Origin of the sequence: Streptomyces sp. Sge12 (assembly GCF_002080455.1) — a bacterium.
Classification (GTDB): domain Bacteria; phylum Actinomycetota; class Actinomycetes; order Streptomycetales; family Streptomycetaceae; genus Streptomyces.
Genome location: NZ_CP020555.1, coordinates 2,467,385 through 2,485,713 on the forward strand (window position 1 = coordinate 2,467,385; position 18,329 = coordinate 2,485,713).

General features: G+C 71.7%; 15 protein-coding genes. 5 read left to right on the forward strand and 10 right to left on the reverse strand.

The genetic code is table 11. From position 1 onward, the window contains the following. Positions 1-13: 13 nt before the first annotated feature. From B6R96_RS10595 to nsdA, 3 genes are all read right to left on the reverse strand, one after another. Positions 14-352, reverse strand: coding sequence for a P-II family nitrogen regulator (locus tag B6R96_RS10595; protein WP_030009357.1), 339 nt, complete (start codon positions 350-352; stop codon positions 14-16). Further along, positions 349-1,692 carry an ammonium transporter gene (locus B6R96_RS10600; protein ID WP_030386413.1) on the reverse strand — a complete coding sequence of 448 codons (1,344 nt, stop codon included), beginning with the start codon at positions 1,690-1,692 and terminating at the stop codon, positions 349-351. Before B6R96_RS10600 ends, B6R96_RS10595 begins: the two co-directional genes overlap by 4 nt. Positions 1,693-2,071: 379 nt before the next feature. Next, on the reverse strand, positions 2,072-3,562 hold the full coding sequence (nsdA, locus tag B6R96_RS10605) for a transcriptional repressor NsdA (RefSeq protein WP_030386414.1): 1,491 nt from the start codon (positions 3,560-3,562) through the stop codon (positions 2,072-2,074). A 420-nt stretch (positions 3,563-3,982) separates the two neighbouring features. Between nsdA and B6R96_RS10610 the strand changes: the two genes are divergently transcribed. After that, positions 3,983-4,654 (forward strand): bifunctional DNA primase/polymerase, encoded by a 672-nt coding sequence (locus B6R96_RS10610; protein ID WP_081525059.1) that lies wholly within the window; start codon positions 3,983-3,985, stop codon positions 4,652-4,654. Between the two features lie 99 nt (positions 4,655-4,753). Here the strand turns inward: B6R96_RS10610 and ftsY are convergent, their stop codons facing one another. Further along, on the reverse strand, positions 4,754-5,965 hold the full coding sequence (gene ftsY, locus B6R96_RS10615; protein WP_053177506.1) for a signal recognition particle-docking protein FtsY: 1,212 nt from the start codon (positions 5,963-5,965) through the stop codon (positions 4,754-4,756). Positions 5,966-6,108: 143 nt separating this feature from the next. On the opposite strand from ftsY, the gene B6R96_RS10620 reads away from it, so the two are divergent. Together B6R96_RS10620 and B6R96_RS10625 are read left to right on the forward strand one after the other, a co-directional pair. After that, entirely contained in the window at positions 6,109-7,563 is a 1,455-nt protein-coding gene (locus B6R96_RS10620) for a cytosine permease (RefSeq protein ID WP_081522347.1), read from the forward strand. Positions 7,564-7,625: 62 nt separating this feature from the next. Then, the gene (locus B6R96_RS10625) at positions 7,626-8,612 is read left to right on the forward strand and encodes an LLM class flavin-dependent oxidoreductase (protein WP_081522348.1); all 987 of its coding nucleotides are present in this window, start codon (positions 7,626-7,628) and stop codon (positions 8,610-8,612) included. 41 nt (positions 8,613-8,653) lie between these two features. On the opposite strand, the gene B6R96_RS10630 is transcribed toward B6R96_RS10625, so the two are convergent. From B6R96_RS10630 to B6R96_RS10645, 4 genes are all read right to left on the reverse strand, one after another. After that, positions 8,654-10,084 (reverse strand): sugar porter family MFS transporter, encoded by a 1,431-nt coding sequence (locus B6R96_RS10630; RefSeq protein WP_053701996.1) that lies wholly within the window; start codon positions 10,082-10,084, stop codon positions 8,654-8,656. Positions 10,085-10,299: 215 nt separating this feature from the next. Then, positions 10,300-14,061, reverse strand: coding sequence for an AAA family ATPase (locus tag B6R96_RS10635; protein WP_081522349.1), 3,762 nt, complete (start codon positions 14,059-14,061; stop codon positions 10,300-10,302). A gap of 206 nt (positions 14,062-14,267) precedes the next feature. Further along, positions 14,268-14,486 carry a hypothetical protein gene (locus tag B6R96_RS10640; RefSeq protein ID WP_081522350.1) on the reverse strand — a complete coding sequence of 73 codons (219 nt, stop codon included), beginning with the start codon at positions 14,484-14,486 and terminating at the stop codon, positions 14,268-14,270. A 349-nt stretch (positions 14,487-14,835) separates the two neighbouring features. Then, entirely contained in the window at positions 14,836-15,117 is a 282-nt protein-coding gene (locus B6R96_RS10645; protein ID WP_030386421.1) for an acylphosphatase, read from the reverse strand. 137 nt (positions 15,118-15,254) lie between these two features. On the opposite strand from B6R96_RS10645, the gene B6R96_RS10650 reads away from it, so the two are divergent. Continuing rightward, positions 15,255-16,223 carry a CAP domain-containing protein gene (locus tag B6R96_RS10650; protein WP_081522351.1) on the forward strand — a complete coding sequence of 323 codons (969 nt, stop codon included), beginning with the start codon at positions 15,255-15,257 and terminating at the stop codon, positions 16,221-16,223. 32 nt (positions 16,224-16,255) lie between these two features. On the opposite strand, the gene B6R96_RS10655 is transcribed toward B6R96_RS10650, so the two are convergent. After that, positions 16,256-16,867 carry a flavodoxin family protein gene (locus B6R96_RS10655; RefSeq protein WP_052872277.1) on the reverse strand — a complete coding sequence of 204 codons (612 nt, stop codon included), beginning with the start codon at positions 16,865-16,867 and terminating at the stop codon, positions 16,256-16,258. A gap of 127 nt (positions 16,868-16,994) precedes the next feature. Between B6R96_RS10655 and B6R96_RS10660 the strand changes: the two genes are divergently transcribed. Beyond that, positions 16,995-17,399 (forward strand): winged helix-turn-helix transcriptional regulator, encoded by a 405-nt coding sequence (locus B6R96_RS10660; RefSeq protein ID WP_030386424.1) that lies wholly within the window; start codon positions 16,995-16,997, stop codon positions 17,397-17,399. Here B6R96_RS10660 and mutM read toward each other — a convergent pair. Further along, a complete protein-coding gene (gene mutM / locus B6R96_RS10665) occupies positions 17,372-18,256 on the reverse strand; it encodes a bifunctional DNA-formamidopyrimidine glycosylase/DNA-(apurinic or apyrimidinic site) lyase (RefSeq protein ID WP_081522352.1) in 885 nt (294 codons plus the stop codon). The two genes, B6R96_RS10660 and mutM, sit on opposite strands and share 28 nt — an antisense overlap. Positions 18,257-18,329 lie beyond the last annotated feature (73 nt).

An 18,329-nucleotide genomic window follows, 5' to 3' on the forward strand; every position in this document is an offset into this window, starting at 1 on the left:
GAGCTCCTGTCAGCTAGAGCGCGTCAGCGCCGCGCTCGCCGGTGCGGACCCGGACGACCGAGTCCACGGGGACGCTCCACACCTTGCCGTCACCGATCTTGCCGGTGGCCGCCGCGCTCACGATGACCCGGATCAGTTCCTCGGCGTCGGAGTCGTCGACGAGGACCTCGATGCGGATCTTCGGGACGAGGTCGACCTGGTACTCGGCACCGCGGTAGACCTCGGTGTGGCCGCGCTGGCGGCCGTAGCCGCTGGCCTCGGTGACCGTGAGTCCCTGTACCCCGAAGGCCTGGAGGGCTTCCTTGATCTCGTCCAGCTTGTGCGGCTTGACGATCGCGGTGATCAGCTTCATGCGTCAACCTTCTTGCTCGCGGCGGAGGGGGTGGGTGCGGCGGTGTTCCGCGAGGCGGCTCCGCCACCGGCTCCGCTGAAGTCGTATGCGGTCTCGGCGTGCTCGACCTGGTCGATACCGGCGACCTCGACGTCCTCGGTGACCCGCATCCCGATCGTCTTGTCGAGGAGGAAGGCGAGACCCGCGGACACCACGAGAGAGTAGGCGAGGACCGCGAAGACCCCGATGGCCTGCTTGCCGAGCTGCTCCAGGCCGCCGCCGTAGAAGAGGCCGGCCACGTCGGACTGGACCCCGCCGGTGGCGAAGAGGCCGACGAGCAGGGAGCCGGCGACACCGCCGACGAGGTGGACGCCGACGACGTCGAGGGAGTCGTCGTAGCCGAACTTGTACTTGAGGCCGACGGCCATGGCGCACAGCACACCGGCGATGGCGCCTACGGCGATCGCGCCGAGCGGGCTGACGGCACCGCCCGCGGGGGTGATGGCGACGAGGCCGGCGACCGCACCGGAGGCCGCGCCGAGGGTGGTGAAGGAGCCGTGGCGCAGCTTCTCGTAGCCGAGCCAGGCGAGCATGGCGGCGGCGGTGGCGACCTGGGTGTTGACGAACATGACCGCGCCGACGCCGTCGTCGTTGCCGAGCCAGGATCCTGCGTTGAAGCCGAACCAGCCGAACCAGAGGAGGCCGGCGCCGAGCATCACGAGGGGGAGGCTGTGCGGGCGCATCGGGTCCTTCTTGAAGCCGACGCGCTTGCCGATGACCAGGATCACGCCGAGGGCGGCGGCGCCGGCGTTGATGTGGACGGCGGTGCCGCCCGCGAAGTCGATGACGCCGAGCTCGAACAGCCAGCCGCCGGCTCCCCAGACCCAGTGGGCGACCGGGAAGTAGACGACGGTGACCCACAGGCCGGTGAACAGGACCCAGGCGCCGAACTTCACGCGGTCGGCCAGCGCACCGCTGATCAGGGCGGGGGTGATCACGGCGAACATCAGCTGGAAGACGGCGAAGACGTAGACCGGGATGGTGTAGCCGTCCCACAGCTCGGTGATCCCGATGCCGCTGAGGCCGACGTAGTCGGAGTTCCAGCCGATGAGGGAGCCGGAATCGGTGCCGAAGGCGAGGCTGAAGCCGTAGAGGACCCACAGGATCGTGACGATCCCGAGGCTGATGAAGCTCATCATCAGCATGTTGAGGCTGCTCTTGACGCGGACCATGCCTCCGTAGAAGAAGGCGAGCCCCGGGGTCATCAGCATGACCAGGGCGGAGCAGATGAGCATGAACCCGGTGTTCGCGGCAGACAGCGTCGGGGCGTCTGCCGCGAGGGTCGTGATGGCTGATGCCATCGGCGTCTCCTCGTCGTCGGTACGTTCGCGTGCGGGCGATCGTGAAAACCTGAGCGGCGTAAAGGGGTGTCCGGCCGGGCCGGGGAAGCTGGCCGGTTAATGACCCCGAGATTCGCGCAGGCCGGTTTCCGGCGGCGCCGCTGGGTGTTTCGCTCCGATGACGAAGGCGTCCGGGTTGTTACGACGCGATGAACGCGGGAACCGTCGATCGCTCCCTCACGACGGCGGGCGCGACCACGTCCGCGGGAGGGGCGCCGGTTCGGGCGCGGGAGGGGTGGGCCGGCCGCGGCAGTACCCGGATGTCCTGGCTGGGGGAGCCTGATCGGGCTTCACGGGGTGACTGCCGCGGCCGGGGCCTTCGGGACGGCCGCGCGGGCCGTCAGACGGCCTCCGCGGCTTCGGGGAGCCGGGAGGCGAGGTGGTCGGTGAGCCGGACCACCTCGGCGACGTCGCCGTACTCACGGGCGGCGGTGTCGACGGTCTTGCGCAGGCGGGTGTTCACCCGTTCGGACCGCACCTTTCCCGCCACGTCGAGGGCCCGGTCGACGAGGGCGGCGGCCTGCTCGGGCTCGCGCTGGAGCAGGTGCACGGTGGCCATGCCGATGAGGTTGAGGGCGTAGGAGCGCTGGTGCTCCTCGTCCTTCTCGAAGAGCTCGACGGCCCGTTCCATGACGGGTTCGGCGAGGGAGGCGTACATGGGGCTGCGCCCGGCCACATAGGCCAGGTCCCGGTACGAGTGGGAGTTCTCGCCGTTGAGTTCGGCCTCGGAGAAGAAGCGGATCCAGTCGGGCTCGGGCTCCTCCGCGAAGCCGACGTCGGAGAAGGTGTCCTCGGCCATCCGCACGGCCCGCTTGCAGCGGCTGGGCTGGCCCATGTTGGCGTACGCGCGGGCCTCCATCGCATACAGCATGGCCTGGGTGCGCGGGCCGGCGCAGTCGCGGCTGCCGTACTGGGCGAGGTGGACGAGTTCCAGCGCGTCCTCGGGGCGTCCCAGGTGGATCATCTGGCGGCTCATGCTGGAGAGGATGTACGAGCCCAGCGGCTTGTCCCCGCCCTCCTTGGCGGCGTGCAGCGCGAGCACGAAGTACTTCTGGGCGGTGGGGTGCAGGCCGATGTCGTAGCTCATCCATCCGGCCAGTTCGGCCAGTTCGGCGGCGACCTTGAAGAGCCGCTTCATGACCGGGGCCGGGTGGTTCTCCTGGAGCAGGTCGGTGACCTCGTGGAGCTGGCCCACGACGGCCTTGCGGCGCAGTCCGCCGCCGCACTGGGCGTCCCACTGGCGGAACATGACGGTGGTGGCGTCGAGGAGGTCGAGTTCCGGTTCGGAGAGCCGGGGCGGGCGGTGGCCGCCGAGGGCCCCCGTCGACCCCGGCCCGCGCGGTCCCGGGTCGGCGGCCGGTGCCGGGACGAGCCAGCGCTGCATGGGCTCGATGAGGGCGGGACCGGCGGAGAGCGCGAGCGAGGTCCCGAGGAAGCCTCGGCGCGCCAGCATCAGGTCGCTGCGGGAGAACTCGCCGAGCAGTTCGACGGTCTGCGGGCCGGCCCAGGGCAGGTCGACCCCGGAGACGGATGGGGTCTGGTGGGCGGTGCGCAGACCGAGCTGCTCGATGGCGACGACGGAACCGAAGCGTTCGGAGAACAGCTCGGACAGGATGCGCGGGACGGGCTCGCGGGGCTGCTCGCCGTCGAGCCAGCGGCGCACCCGGGAGGTGTCCGTGCTGATGTGGTGGGCGCCCATCTGGCGGGCCCGGCGGTTGACCTGCCGGGCGAGCTCGCCCTTGGACCAGCCGCTGCGGACGAACCACGAGGTCAGCTGGTCATTGCGCGCAGCAGCATCCTCGATCGTTCCGCTTGCGCCGTTGCCGCTCACTGGAACGCCCCCATCCGCTCAGCATCTTCCACACGAAACCTTGGCCGGGGCGCCGTGCGCCACCACGGACCTTCACAGGTCCTTCACGTATTGCCTCCGGCATACCCACGGATGGGCCGCCTTCGGTTTCGTGTACCGAAAGTAATCCTACGATCACCCCTGGGGCGAGGTCGATTCCAGAAACGCCACCATTCGCCACCCCTTCGAATGAACTCGCTACCCGCCAGGCGCGATTCACTTGACACCGAGGTGAAAGCGGATCGGTTGGACTGGGGTGCGCCAGGGGCGCGCGCGGCGAGGAGTGCGCCGGGCGGCTTCGCGGGACACCCCGCGGCGGGCTGCCGGCAGAGGTCCCGCCGAGGTCGTCGCCACCGGCTTCGTAACCACCGGCACGTCCGACCCGTTGGAGGGGGCATGGGCATGGGCTTCACGATCGGCGGCAGCCGCAGCACCAAGGAGTTCCGCTCCGGCACCCGGCGCCGCGGCGGCCGGACCTCGGAGTGCACGGCGGTGGCGGAGTACACCGGGCTGTGGGGCTGGGACGTGGTCCCCGGCGCCCGCGCCGCGGCGCCCGCCCGCGACTGTTCCTGCGGGGACACGAAGTGCCCCGCGCCCGGGGCGCATCCGCTGCCCTTCGCCCCCACGGTCCCGGCCGGGGCCACCCTGGACGAGGTCACCGAGGCCTGGAGCGAGTACCCCGGGGCGGCCGTACTGCTCCCCGTGGGCCGCGTCTTCGACGTCATCGAGGTCTCCGCGGAGGCCGGGCGGCGCGCGCTGGTCCGGCTGGAGCGGATGGGCCTGCCGCTCGGCCCGGTCATCGTCACCGCCGACGGCCGGGCCCAGTTCTTCGTGGCCCCCGGGGCGGCGGCCGAGCTGCCGCAGCTGCTGTACCGGATGGGCTGGGACGATGCCGATCTCGACCTGCACGCCCTGGGCCGGGGCGCCTTCGTGACCGCCCCGCCCTCCGACCGGGCCGGGCTGGGCCAGGTCGGCTGGCTGCGGCCGCCCGCGCTCGACTCCGCCGGGGGCCCGCCGCAGGCCCGGCTGCTGCTGGGCACCCTCGCGTACATCTGCCACCGGCTCCGCCGCTGACGAGCGCTCGGGGAGCCCCACCCCGGGGATGCCCCGGCCATGACGGCGCCCCCGCGTTCCGGCGGAACGCGGGGGCGCTGGTGTCCGTAGGAACTGCGCTCAGTCGCCGATCAGGGCGTCCACGAACGCCTCCGGCTCGAAGGGCGCCAGGTCGTCCGGCCCCTCGCCGAGGCCGATGAGCTTGACCGGTACGCCCAGCTCGCGCTGGACGGCGACGACGATGCCGCCCTTGGCCGTGCCGTCGAGCTTGGTCAGCACGATGCCGGTGATGTCCACGACCTCGGCGAAGACCCGGGCCTGGGTCAGGCCGTTCTGCCCGGTGGTGGCGTCCAGGACCAGCAGGATCTCGTCCAGCGGGCCGTGCTTCTCCACGACGCGCTTGACCTTGCCGAGCTCGTCCATCAGGCCGGTCTTGGTGTGGAGGCGGCCGGCGGTGTCGATGAGCACCACGTCGGCGCCCTCGGCGATGCCCTCCTTGACCGCGTCGTAGGCGATCGAGGCCGGGTCGCCGCCCTCGGGGCCGCGCACGGTGCGCGCCCCGACCCGATCGCCCCAGGTCTGGAGCTGGTCGGCGGCGGCGGCCCGGAAGGTGTCGGCGGCGCCGAGCACCACGCTGCGGCCGTCGGCGACGAGCACCCGGGCCAGCTTGCCGGTGGTGGTGGTCTTGCCGGTGCCGTTGACACCGACGACCATGATCACGCCGGGGGTGTCCTCGCCGCTCTCCGTCTTCACGGTGCGGTCGAAGTCGGTGCCGACCAGGGTCAGCAGCTCCTCCTTGAGCAGGGCGCGCAGGTCCGCAGGGGTGCGGGTGCCGAGCACCTTGACCCGCTCGCGGAGCCGGTCCACGAGCTCCTGGGTCGGCACGACACCGACGTCGGCGATGAGGAGGGTCTCCTCGATCTCCTCCCAGGTGTCCTCGTCGAGGTGCTCCCGGGAGAGCAGCGTGAGCAGCCCCTTGCCGAGGGAGTTCTGCGACCGGGCGAGGCGGGCGCGCAGCCGGACCAGGCGGCCGGCGGTGGGCTCGGGCACCTCGATCTCGGGCGCGGCCGGGGCCTCCGGCTCGGCCACCGGCGCCGGGGCGGGGGCCTCGGCCTCCGGGAGCCCGACCTCCTCGATCGTGCGGCGCGGCTCTTCCGCCGTCTCTACGGCGTCCTCCCCCACCTGCGGCTCGGCAGGCGGGGCAGTGATGGTCGGCGTGCTCGGCGGTGCCGGGGGCGGCAGCTGCTTCTTCTTGCGGCTGCTGACCACGAGCCCGCTGATCGCGCCGACCGCGACCAGGGCGATGACTACAGCAAGGATGAGGATGTCCATAACCCCCCCAGTATCGGCCACGGCCGCCCGGGAGCCGGGAACCCGGACCCGGGGAGCAGGGCTTAAGCCGCTGTTTGTGGTTTTAGCGGCAAATCGATGATGATGGGCAACTTCCCCTCATAACCTCCCCACGGAGCGATCGCATGCCTGCCGAGCCTGCCGACGGCGCAGCCGAAACCGCCATCGAGACCCGCGGCCTGGAGCCCGTCCCGGACAGCGAGCGCTCCGGCCGGGTCCGCGAGCTCGTCCCCACCTGGGTCGCCGCCAACATCAGCGTGCTGCTGCTGACCATGGGTGCGGGGCTGGTGATCTTCAACAAGCTCAACATCTGGCAGGTGCTCGTCGTCGCGATCGCCGCGCCCGTGGTCTCGTACGGGATCGTCGGCCTGATATCAATCGCGGGCAAGCGCGGCGGCGCTCCCGGCATGGCGCTCTCCCGGGCGGTGTTCGGGCAGCGGGGCAATCTCTTCCCGGGGGCCCTGATCTGGGTGGCCCGGTGGGGCTGGGAGACGATCAACGCGGTCAGCGGCGCCTACGCCGTGCTGACCGTGCTGGACCTGCTGTTCGGGGTGCGCAGCAGCACCCCGCTCATCGTCGTCACCCTGCTGTTCTTCGTGGGCTGCACCTTCGTGGTGTCCGGCCTCGGCATCAACGCGCTGCGCGTCTGCTCCACCTGGTCGACGTACCTCTTCGGCGCCTTCAGCGTGCTCATCCTCGGGTATCTGCTCTTCACCACCGACTGGTCCGCCGTCTTCGGCAAGCCGGCCGGCTCCAGCGCGATGATGATCGCGGGCATCGGCACGATCGCGGCCGGCGGGATCAGCTGGGTGCCCTCGGGCCCCGACTTCACCCGGTACCTGCCGCGCACCGCCTCCTCCAGGGGCATGGTCGGCGCGACGATCGGCGGCGCCGGCGTGGTCGTGCTCCCGATGGTGCTGATGGGCGCGGTCATGGCCGTCGGCACCCCGGACCTGGCCACCGCCCAGGACCCGGTCTCCTTCATCGGCGAGCTGCTGCCGACCTGGATCGCGGTCCCGTACCTGCTCATCGCGCTCGTCGGCATGCTGCTCATCAACTCGATGTCCATGTACTCGGCCGGTTTCACCGCGCAGACCCTGGGGATCAAGGTTCCGCGCGCGTGGGCGGTCAGCGTCAACGCGATCATCAGCCTGATCTTCGGCTTCCTGCTGATGGTGGTCGCGACCAGCTTCTTCGGTTCGTTCATCTCCTTCCTGACCCTGCTCGCCGTGGCCTTCTCCGCGTGGATCGGCGTCTTCGGCGTGGACATGCTGCGCCGCCCCGCCTACGACGGCCGGGCGCTGCTGGACACCACGCGGACCAGCGCCTACTGGTACCGGGGCGGCTTCGCGTGGCAGGCGATGACCGCCTGGGCCCTCGCCCTCGTCGTGGGCCTGCTGTTCACCAAGGTCGACTGGTTCGCCGGACCCCTCGCCTCCACCTGGATCGGCGAGAACGGCCTGGGCTGGGCGGCGGGCATCCTCACCTCGGCCCTGCTGTACGCCGTACTGCCGCGCACGGCGCCGGCGCAGCCCGCCCCGGCCGGGGAGCGCGAGCTCGCCGGATCCCTGTCCAACTGACGCCACGTCAGCTAACGTCCCCCTTCGCCCACCCACCCCATCCGGCGAAGGGGGACTTCTCCATGCCCATCACCGTGGCCCGGTTCAATCTCGTCGACCCCGACGGCACCCCCGAGTCCCTCTCCGCCCGGTACAAGGCGGCGCTGGAGATGGCCCGGTACGCGGACGACCGCGGGATCGACACCATCCAGACCGAGGAGCACCACGGCACCGACAACAACTGGCTGCCCTCACCCTTCGCCTTCGCGGGCGCGGTCTTCGGCGCCACGCGCCGGATCGCCGTCACCGTCTCGGCGATCATCGGCCCGCTGTACGACCCGCTGAGGGCCGCCGAGGACATCGCCGTCCTCGACCTGCTGAGCGGCGGCCGCCTGGTGACGGTCGCGGGCATCGGCTACCGGCCCGAGGAGTACGAGCAGCACGGAGTGGAGTGGGGCCGGCGCGGCCGCCTCCAGGACGAGCTGCTGGAGACCCTGCTGAAGGCGTGGACCGGCGAGCCCTTCGAGTACCGCGGCCGTACGGTACGGGTCACCCCGGTGCCGTTCACCCGGCCGCACCCGCTGCTCCTGGTCGGCGGCAGCTCCGAGGCGGCGGCCCGCCGCGCGGCGCGCCTGGGGCTGCCGTTCTTCCCCAGCGCGCACCTGCCGGAGCTGGAGGCGTACTACACCGCGCGGCTGGCGGAGTACGGCACGGAGGGCTTCTGCATGATGCCCGCAGCCGAGACCCCGCTGCTGCACATCGCGGAGGACCCGGACCGGGTCTGGGCCGAGCACGGTGAGCGCTTCCTGCACGAGGCGGGCAGGTACGCGTCCTGGCAGTCCAAGGACATCCGCAGCGCCGTACGGTCGGCCGCGCGCTCGGTGGCGGAACTGCGGGCGGAGGGCGTGTACCGGATCCTCACCCCGGACGAGGCGGTCGCGTACGGCCGGGCCGCGGGCGAGGCGGGGAACCTGGTCCTGCACCCGCTGTGCGGCGGTATGCCGCTGGACGAGGGCTGGCGCAGCCTGCACCTGCTCTGCGAACAGGTACTGCCCCGGCTCAAGGACTGAGCCGGGGCAGTATCGAGGAGAAGGGGTGGTGGCGGGGGTGGTTACCCCATCTCCTCCAGCGCCTTGCCCTTGGTCTCCGGCACCCATTTGAGGATGAAGGGGATCGAGAGCAGGGCGAAGAACGTGTAGATCATGTAGGCGCCCGAGAGGTTCCAGTCGGACAGCGACGGGAACGTGACGGTGATGACCCAGTTGGCGATCCACTGGGCCGCGGCGGCCACACCGAGGGCGGCGGCGCGGATGCGGCCGGGGAACATCTCGCCCAGCAGCACCCAGACCACCACGCCCCAGGAGAGGGCGAAGAAGAGGACGAAGAGGTTGGCCGCGACCAGGGCGGTGATGCCCTGCGCGTGCGGCAGGGAGATGTCGTCGCCGGTACCGGTCTTGAACGAGAAGGCCCAGGCCGCCGTGCCCAGCGACAGCGCCATGCCCACGGAGCCGATGAGGGCGAGCGGTTTGCGGCCGAGCCGGTCCACGAAGATCATCGCGATCACCGTGCCGATGATGTTCACGACCGAGGTCTCGAAGGAGTACAGGAAGGAGGAGCTCGCGTCGATGCCGACCGACTGCCACAGCGAGGAGCTGTAGTAGAAGATCACGTTGATGCCGACCAGCTGCTGGAAGACCGAGAGGCCGATGCCGATCCAGACGATGGGCAGGAAGCCGAAGCGGCCGCCGAGCAGGTCCTTGAAGGTGGACTTCACCTCGGATCGCATGGAGTGGTCGATCTCGCGGATGCGGGCGTCGGCGTCGATGCCGGAGCCCTCGACCTCGCGCAGGACCTCCTTGGCCTTGTCCGTACGGCCGACCGAGACGAGGAAGCGCGGGGACTCCGGGATGGCGAAGGAGAGCAGGCCGTAGAGCACGGCCGGGACGACCATCACGCCGAGCATCCACTGCCAGGCTTCGAGTCCGCCGATCTCACCGCGCTGGTCGCCGTCGGCGAGGTTGAGGATGCCCCAGTTGACCAACTGCGAGACGGCGATGCCGATGACGATGGCCGCCTGCTGGAAGGAGGCGAGCCGGCCGCGGTAGGCGGGCGGCGAGACCTCGGCGATGTAGGCGGGGCCGATGACGGAGGCCATGCCGATGCCGAAGCCGCCGATGACGCGCCACATGGCGAGGTCCCACAGGGCGAACGGCAGCGCGGATCCGATGGCGCTCGCGGTGAACAGGACGGAGGCGATCTGCATGCAGCGGATTCGGCCGATCCGGTCGGCGAGGCGGCCCGCGGTGGCGGCGCCGATGGCGCAGCCGATCAGCGCCGCGGCGATCACCTGGGCGAGTGCCGCCGATCCGACGTCGAAGCGGTCGCGGATGGCCTCCACGGCGCCGTTGATGACGGAGCTGTCGTAGCCGAAGAGGAAACCGCCCATGGCAGCGGCCGCGGTGATGAAGATGACGTGGCCGAGGTGGTCGGGGTGAGCCGGGTTTCCACCGCCTGACGCGGGTGCGTTCGCTGTGCTGGTCAAGGTGCGCTCCTGGGCCCGGCGGCGACGACGGGCTGTGTGGGGGATTCGTCGTTGCGCGTGTTCCTCTAGTGGCGCACAGCAAACTGCGCACCACCACCTGAACGTCAACACGCCAGAGCAGAGCCTATGGGTTCACTTTCTGAAGTCAAGACTCGGAGTGAGTGCGATTGCCCCATGAGCTGTCGAGATTTGCCTTCACTATCTGAACAGTCGGCCTAGCGGAGTCGCTGGCTGATCACCTTGGAGACGCCATCGCCCTGCATCGAAACGCCGTACAGCGCGTCCGCGACCTCCATCGTCCGCTTCTGGTGCGTGATGACGATGAGCTGCGAGCTCTCCTGGAGTTCCTCCATGATCCGGATGAGCCGCTGCAGGTTGGTGTCGTCGAGCGCGGCCTCGACCTCGTCCATCACGTAGAAGGGGCTGGGGCGCGCCTTGAAGATGGACACCAGCAGCGCCACGGCGGTCAGCGAGCGCTCGCCGCCGGAGAGCAGTGACAGGCGTTTGACCTTCTTCCCCGGCGGACGGGCCTCCACGTCGACGCCGGTGGTCAGCATGTTGTCGGGATCGGTCAGGATCAGCCGGCCGTCGCCACCGGGGAACAGGCGCGAGAAGACCCCCTCGAACTCCCGGGCCGTGTCCCGGTAGGCCTCGGTGAAGACCTGTTCGACCCGCTGGTCGACCTCCTTCACCACTTGAAGGAGATCGGCCCTCGTCTTGCGGAGATCCTCCAACTGCTCGCTGAGGAACTGGTGGCGCTCCTCCAGCGCCGCGAACTCCTCCAGAGCGAGCGGATTGACCTTGCCCAGCTGCTGGTAGGCGCGCTCGGCCGCCTTGAGGCGCTTCTCCTGCTGGGCCCGGACGAAGGGACCGGGCCGGTTGCGCGGATGCTCCGGATCCTGCGGCAGCTCCTCCCCCTCGGCGGGCGGGGACGGGGGAACCAGCTGGTCAGGGCCGTACTCGGCGATCAGGCCGGCGGCCGCCATGCCGAACTCCTCCAGCGCCCTGGCCTCCAGCGCCTCGATGCGCAGCCGCTGTTCGGCGCCGAGCACCTCGCCGCGGTGGACGGAGTCGGTGAGCTTGTCCAGCTCGCCCTTCAGTTCCCGTCCCCGGTTGCGCGCCTCGCCGAGCTCCCGTTCGGCGACACCTTTCGCCCGTTCGGCCGCCACGCGTTCCTCGTCGGCCCGGCGGAGCGAGACCTCCACGTGCGCGAGGAGCTGGCGGGAGCCGTCGGCGACCGCCCGGGCCACCTCCGCCTCGTGGCGCAGCCGCGCCCGGCGCCGCTCGGCCCGGGTCCGGGCCTCGCGTTCCGCCCGGGCCGCGCGGTCGAGCGAATCCGCCCGCCCGGCCAGCCCCTTGACCCGCTCCTCGTGGGTCCTCAGCTGGAGCCGGGCCTCCATCTCGGTCTGCCGGGCGTTGGCCCCGTCCGCGGCGAGCCGATCCCGCCGGGAGCTGTCCGGCTCCTCGTCGACGGGCATCTCCTCGGCCGTCGCGAGCCGCTCCGCGCACTCCTCCACCTCGGCCAGTGCCTGCTCCAGCGCGTCCTGGGCCCTGGCCGCGGCGGCGGCGCTGCGCTCCGCCTCACCCGCGGCGCCCTTGGCCTGCCCGGCGAGCCGCCCGAGCTGCTGGGCGACCCCGGCCCGGGCCTGCTCCGCGGCGCGCCGCCGCTCGGCGAGCTCGTCGACCCGGGTGGCCGCGTCCCGGCGGTGGGCCTGCGCGGCGGCCTGGGCCCCGGCGAGTTCCTCGCACTGCACGCCCAGCCGGTCCAGCTCTGCCGTGGCCTCGTCGACGGCGGCCTGTACCTCGATCAGGCTGGGCGCCCCGGCGGAGCCGCCGTGCGCGAGGTGGGCGCCGAGCACATCGCCGTCGAGGGTCACGGCCACCGCGTCGGGGCGCTGCGCGACGAGCGCCTCGGCCTCGTCCAGGGTCGCGACCACGACGTGGTCCCGCAGCACCCATCCGACGGCCCGCCGCACCTCGGCGTCCCCGCCGACCAGCCCGGCGGCGGGTACGGGCGGGACCGCGGGTCCGCCCCCGGTGACCGGCGCGGACGCCGGGGCCGGAGCCGGGGCCGGGGTCACGGCCGCCGGGGCGGACGGGGCGACGCCCGCCGGCACATGCGGTGCCGGTACGGCCGGATCCCCGTCCCGGGACGGGGCCGGACGGGGGACGGCGCTCCCCGCCGCACCCCCCGCCGCGTCCCCGGGCACTCCCGCTCCCCCGGCCGCTCCCCCGGCCGCTCCCTGGCCCGGGAGCACGGGCGGCGCCGGAGCGATGAGCAGGGTGGCGCGGCCCGCGTCGGCCCCGCGCAGGTGCCGGATCGCCCCGACGGCCGCCGCCGGGGAGGCCACCGCCAGCGCGTCCGCCGCCGAGCCCAGTGCCGCGGCCACGGCGATCTCGTACCCGGGGCTCACCGACAGCCGCTGCGCCGCCGGCCCCAGCAGCCCGGCCAGCCGTTCCCGCGCCTCGAGCAGCGCGCCCGTACCGTCCTTGCGGCGCAGCCCGAGCGCCAGCGCCTCCCGCCGCGCCGAGACGGCCGCGCGTGAGCGTTCCGCCGCGGACAGCGCGTCCCGCGCGGCGGACAGCGCCGTCTCCGCCGCCGCGAGCCCGGCCCGGGCGGCCTCGTGGTCCGTGTCGGCCGACGGGTCGTCCTGCCCGCCGACCTCCTCCGCCAGCGCCTCGTACTCCTCCTGCGCGGCCGCGGCCCGGGACTGCGCGGCGTCCCGCGCCGTGACGAGCCGGTCGATCTCGGCCTGCGCCGCTCCCGCGCGGGAGCGGGCCGCGCCGAGCCGCCCGGTCAGCCGGGCGAGTCCTTCGCGGCGGTCGGCGATGGCCCGCGCGGCGTCCCGCAGCCGCCGTTCCTCGTCGGCGAGCGCCCGCTCCAGCTCGGCCCGGTGCTCGGCCGTGTCCTCCAGCGCCCGCGAAGCCGCCTCCAGAGCCGCCGTCAGTTCCGCCTCCTGCTCGCGGATCCGCGCCGCCTCCCGCTCCATGTCCTCGGGGTCGCGGCCGCGGCGCTCCTCCTCGGCCGGAGCCGTCGCGCTCTTGACCCGGGCGTCCGCGAGGGACGCGGTCCCCCGTACGCGTTCGGCGAGCTGCGACAGCTCGTACCAGGTCTGCTGGGCACGGTGCAGCCGCGGTGCGAGCTCCCGTACCGCCTCCTCCAGCTCCGCCTCGCGCCGCAGTGCCCCCGCGAGCTGGGCCTCGGCGGCCTCCTTGCGCCCCTTGAGTGCGGCCTCGTCCGCGATCTCCGCGTCGAGCGCGCGCCGCAGCACGACCAGGTCGTCCGCGAGCAGCCGCAGCCGGGCGTCGCGCAGGTCGGCCTGGATGACGGCCGCGCGCCGGGCGACCGCCGCCTGCCGTCCGAGCGGCTTGAGCTGGCGCCGCAGTTCGTCGCCCAGGTCCTGGACGCGCGCGAGGTTGGCCTGCATCGCGTCCAGCTTCCGCAGCGCCTTCTCTTTGCGCTTGCGGTGCTTGAGCACTCCGGCCGCCTCCTCGATGAAGGCTCGGCGGCCCATGGGATCGGCGTGCAGTACGGAGTCCAGCTGGCCCTGGCCGACGATGACGTGCATCTCGCGGCCGATGCCGGAGTCGGAGAGCAGCTCCTGGATGTCGAGCAGCCGGCAGGTGTCACCGTTGATCTGGTACTCGCTGCTGCCGCCGCGGAACATGATCCGTGTGATGGTGACTTCGGCGTAGTCGATGGGCAGCGCGCCGTCGGAGTTGTCGATCGTCAGCGACACCTCGGCGCGCCCGAGGGGCGGGCGGCCGGTGGTCCCGGCGAAGATGACGTCCTCCATCTTCCCGCCGCGCAGGGACTTGGCCCCCTGCTCGCCCATGACCCAGGACAGCGCGTCGACCACGTTGGACTTGCCGGAGCCGTTCGGGCCCACGACGCAGGTGATGCCGGGCTCGAAGCGCAGGGTGGTGGCGGACGCGAAGGATTTGAAGCCACGCAGGGTCAGGGACTTGAGGTGCACGCCGCCGGACTCTACCTTTCGCGTTCGGTTTCACCCATGAAGGTGCTGGGCACAACTGACGCCAAGGGCCACAGGCCCCCCACCTGGCCCTGTGGTCCGTGGCGTGGCGTGGAAGTCCTGAGAAGAGGCCGGTGAAAGAAAGAAGGGACGCCGAAGCGTCCCTTGCAGATCATGCGGGGCTGGAGTCGAGCGACGGATTGAACAGGTCAGGTGAGCGCAGGCTCCGCCTGGGGTACGTCGATGTCGATGCTGCCGAGCAGCGAGTCTCGGTCGTGCTGAGCGGCGGCCGCGTTCAGCGCGTCATTTTCGGACTGAATCCGTACGAGCTCGGACTCGAGGTCCTGGACGCGCTGCTGAAGCCGTCGCATCTCGGCGAGGAGTCGCGGGTCAGAACCGCCGACGTAACCGAGAAGCGCCTTTGCCATGATGGATGGTCCTCCACACTGAGTGACCGACCGTAGCGGTGTGGGTCGTGAGGGAATCGCACCCGCGGATGTCCGGCAGCGACTGTCAGTCACTGCGCTTACTACTGCCAACACTGCCAAACAGCTCAGGTGCGCGGGGCTTCCAGCGTCTCACCAAAAAGTTTGACGGTCAACACGATCACGCCCCGTATCGGCGGGCGTCCCCGGTCCCCGCAAGGGATGTGGAGATCATCCTCGTCTCCGAGCCTTCCACGGATCACCCCCGTCGGCAACGCGTCGACGAGGAATGTGCAGTTCCGACCATGTGCGGCAGCTCAGAGATGTGATGAGTGCATGATCAGTCGATCGGTCATCGCATGCCGAATCCGTCGTAGCCACCGCGCGGTGTGCCCCAGATCTCTGTCACTCCGTCCACCCGGCCGGGCGTGTCGCAGGAGCGCAGCCAGTCGAGGAGCCGGTGGCAATTCTCACGTTGACCTTCGGCGACCACCTGTACTCGCCCGTCGTCGAGGTTGAGCGCGAAGCCGACGACCCCGCCGATCTCCAGGGCGTTCTCCCTGGTGAACCAGCGGAAGCCCACTCCCTGCACTCGGCCGCGCACCCAGGCGGTCAGCCGGACGTCTTCATTCATGCGTGAACGCTAACCGGGCGAGCACTTTCGGGACACATCGCCCCCCTGGGCCCATGGCGTACAGTCGCGCACCAATGAACTCACCCATTTGGGTGGGTAAGGGATGATCTTGATCCGGCACAGGAAGGCACGCTCCGATGGGACGTCATCGACTCCCCACCGCGCCGCACAGCGGCGGCAAGCGCGGCACCGCCCTGCGCACCGGCCTGCTGGGCGTCTCCGTGGCCGTTGCCCTCGGCACGGCAGCCGTCACCACCGGCATGGTGCCGGTCGGCGGCTCCTTCCCCTATGTGGGTGTCAGCGGTACGGACGCCCCCACCGCGGCGCCCCGGGCCAAGGCCTCGGCCGACCCGGATGCGGCACTGCGCGGCCTCGCGAACCTGTCCGGCCGCGCCTCCGCGAGCACCGGCCCGGGCACCGCGTCCCCGAGCAGGCCGGCCTCCCCCTCCCCGTCGCCCTCGGCGTCCGCGAGCCCCTCGCCGAGCAGCTCCCCGTCGGCCTCGCCGAGCACCCCCGCCCCTTCGAGCGCTTCGCCCTCACCGTCGGCACCGGCGCCGGCCACGACGGCGCCCTCCCCGAGGGCCCCGCGCACGAGCCCGGCCGCGCCGCCCGCTCCGGTCCCCTCCAGGAGCACGGCCGCCCCGGCCCCCTCGAAGCCGGCGACCCCGTCGAAGCCGGCCACCCCCTCGAAGCCGGCCACTCCCGCGCCGCGGCCGCCGCTGGACGGCCACTCCGCGGAGGAGGCGGCCGTCGTCGAGCTGGTGAACCAGGAGCGCGCCCTGGCCGGGTGCGGCCCGGTCCGGGCCAATCCGCCGCTCGCGGCACTGGCCGGGGCCTTCAGCCTGGACATGGCCACCCGCGGTTTCTTCAGCCACGACGACCCCGACGGCAACACCCCCTGGGACCGCGCCACCAAGGCCGGCCTCTCGGGCCTCGGCGGCGAGAACATAGCCCGCGGCCAGGGTGACGCCGAGGCCGTGATGAAGGCCTGGATGAACAGCCCGGAGCACCGGGCGAACATCCTCAACTGCGAGTTCCGCACCCTGGGCGTCGGCGCCCACTTCGCCGCCGGCGGTCCCTGGTGGACCCAGGACTTCGGCTTCTAGTACGTACGGCCCCCGCGAGGGGGCCCGTACGCTCAGACCGCGGCGGCGGCCAGGGCCGCACGGCCCGCGATGACGATGCGGGTCTGCTCGGTGACGCGCCGGCCCAGGTGCTCGGCGGTCGCGATGTCGGCCTTGTGGACCGCGTCCGCACCCTCGTCGGAGTTGGTCTGGGCGGCGGCGCCGGCGAAGAAGCCGAGGCGGTTCAGGTCGTTCTCGGAGGCGGTGCTGGAGTTCCAGCCCGGCTTCAGACCCAGGTTGATCCAGCTCATGCCGTGCTGCGCGGCCAGGATCTGGAAGAACTGCAGGGTGTGCAGCTTGTCGCCGCTCTTGGACGCCGAGTTCGTGAAGCCGGCCGCCACCTTGTCCTGCCAGGCGTCGCCGAACCAGCGCTTGGAGGAGGCCTCGGCGAAGACGTGGAAGGCGCCGGAGGCGGTGCCCATGTAGGTCGGGGAGCCGAAGACGATCGCGTCGGAGGCGTCGAGCAGCTCCCACTGCGCGTCGTCGATCTCGTCGACCTTGATCAGGTGAACGGTCGCCCCGGCGTCCACGGCGCCGCTGCGGACCGCCTCCGCGACGACGGCGGTGTGGCCGTAGCCGGAGTGGTAGGCGATCGAGACGACGGGGGTGTGCGTGATTGCGGACAAGGCTGATCTCTCCCTCGGAAAAACTCCCGCCGCAGCACGGGGCGTGGTGCGACGAGAGAAAGAGAATCACTAACTTTTGGAAAGCGCAACCCACGAGTTAGCGCTGTAGGGGCGTACGCTTGCCCTCATGGAGACCCCTGCCTGCACCGATGCCGCCGAGACCGAGCAACCGTTCGACGTCTTCGCGCGCGCCTGCCCGTCCCGGGAAACCCTGGAGCACGTCACCGGCCGTTGGGGCAGCCTCACCGTGGGCGCCCTGCGCGAAGGTCCGTGCCGCTTCAACGAACTGCGCCGCCGGGTGGAGGGCGTCAGCGAGAAGATGCTCTCGCAGACCCTGCACGCGCTGGAGCGCGACGGCATAGTCAACCGCGAGGCACAGCCGACGAACCCGCCGCGCGTCGACTACGAACTGACCCCGCTCGGCGTCGAGGTCGCGGACCGGCTCCTCGCGCTCATCCACTGCCTGGAGGGGAGCATGCCGGCCGTGCTGACCGCCCGTGAGTCCTACGACGCCACGCGCGGCGGCCGCTGACAGCGCGGGCAGAAGTAGCTCGACCTGTTCATCCACGGGCGGCGGCGCATCGGCGTACCGCAGCGCCGGCAGGGCTCGTCCTCGCGCCCGTAGGCATCGAGCGAACGGTCGAAGTAGCCCGACTCGCCGTTCACGTTGACGTAGAGGCTGTCGAAGCTGGTGCCGCCGACGGCGAGGGCTGCGTTCATGACGTCCCGGACATGGCCGAGGAGTTCCGCGCTCCGCGGGCGCGTGAGGTGGGCGGTGGGGCGCTCGTAGTGGAGTCGGGCGCGCCACAGCGCCTCGTCCGCATAAATGTTGCCGACCCCGCTGATCAGGGACTGGTCCAGCAACGCCCGCTTGACGGTGGTCCGCCGGGCGCGCAGCGCGAGGTGGTAGGACACCTCGTCGAAGAGCGGGTCCAGGGGGTCGCGCGCGATGTGCGCGATGACGTCGGGCAGACCGTCGGCAGTGTTCTCGTGCAGGGAGAGCCCGCCGAAGGTCCGCTGGTCCACGAAGCGCAGCTCCGTCCCCGCGGCTTCCGCGGCGGAGCCGCTGTCGGAACCGGTGAACCGCACCCGGATGCGCAGGTGTTTCTCGTCGGGGGCGTCCTCGGGCTGCACGAGCAGCTGTCCGCTCATGCCCAGGTGCCCGAGCACGGACAGGTCCCGCCCCGCCAGGGGCAGCCACAGGTACTTGCCGCGCCGCTGCGGCACTGCGAAGGTCTCCCCGCGCAGCCGCTCCGCGAAGTCGGCCCCGCCGCCCACATGGCGGCGTACGGCTCGCGGGTGCAGGACCTCGACGGTCTCGATCGTCCGCCCGGCCACCCAGCGCTCCAGCCCCCGCCGCACGACTTCGACTTCGGGCAGCTCGGGCACGGTGCACCTCCGGGGACGCGGATCTGGACGCTCCCAGGGAGCGTACCGGCCCCCTGTGAACGGAATCGCCCGC

Coding starts and splice junctions, on each gene's coding strand:
- B6R96_RS10595 (WP_030009357.1), bottom strand. CDS start 352: ATGAAGCTGATCACCGCGATCGTCAAGCCGCACAAGCTGGACGAGATC.
- B6R96_RS10600 (WP_030386413.1), bottom strand. CDS start 1,692: ATGGCATCAGCCATCACGACCCTCGCGGCAGACGCCCCGACGCTGTCT.
- B6R96_RS10610 (WP_081525059.1), top strand. CDS start 3,983: ATGGGCTTCACGATCGGCGGCAGCCGCAGCACCAAGGAGTTCCGCTCC.
- ftsY (WP_053177506.1), bottom strand. CDS start 5,965: ATGGACATCCTCATCCTTGCTGTAGTCATCGCCCTGGTCGCGGTCGGC.
- B6R96_RS10620 (WP_081522347.1), top strand. CDS start 6,109: ATGCCTGCCGAGCCTGCCGACGGCGCAGCCGAAACCGCCATCGAGACC.
- B6R96_RS10625 (WP_081522348.1), top strand. CDS start 7,626: ATGCCCATCACCGTGGCCCGGTTCAATCTCGTCGACCCCGACGGCACC.
- B6R96_RS10640 (WP_081522350.1), bottom strand. CDS start 14,486: ATGGCAAAGGCGCTTCTCGGTTACGTCGGCGGTTCTGACCCGCGACTC.
- B6R96_RS10645 (WP_030386421.1), bottom strand. CDS start 15,117: ATGAATGAAGACGTCCGGCTGACCGCCTGGGTGCGCGGCCGAGTGCAG.
- B6R96_RS10650 (WP_081522351.1), top strand. CDS start 15,255: ATGGGACGTCATCGACTCCCCACCGCGCCGCACAGCGGCGGCAAGCGC.
- B6R96_RS10660 (WP_030386424.1), top strand. CDS start 16,995: ATGGAGACCCCTGCCTGCACCGATGCCGCCGAGACCGAGCAACCGTTC.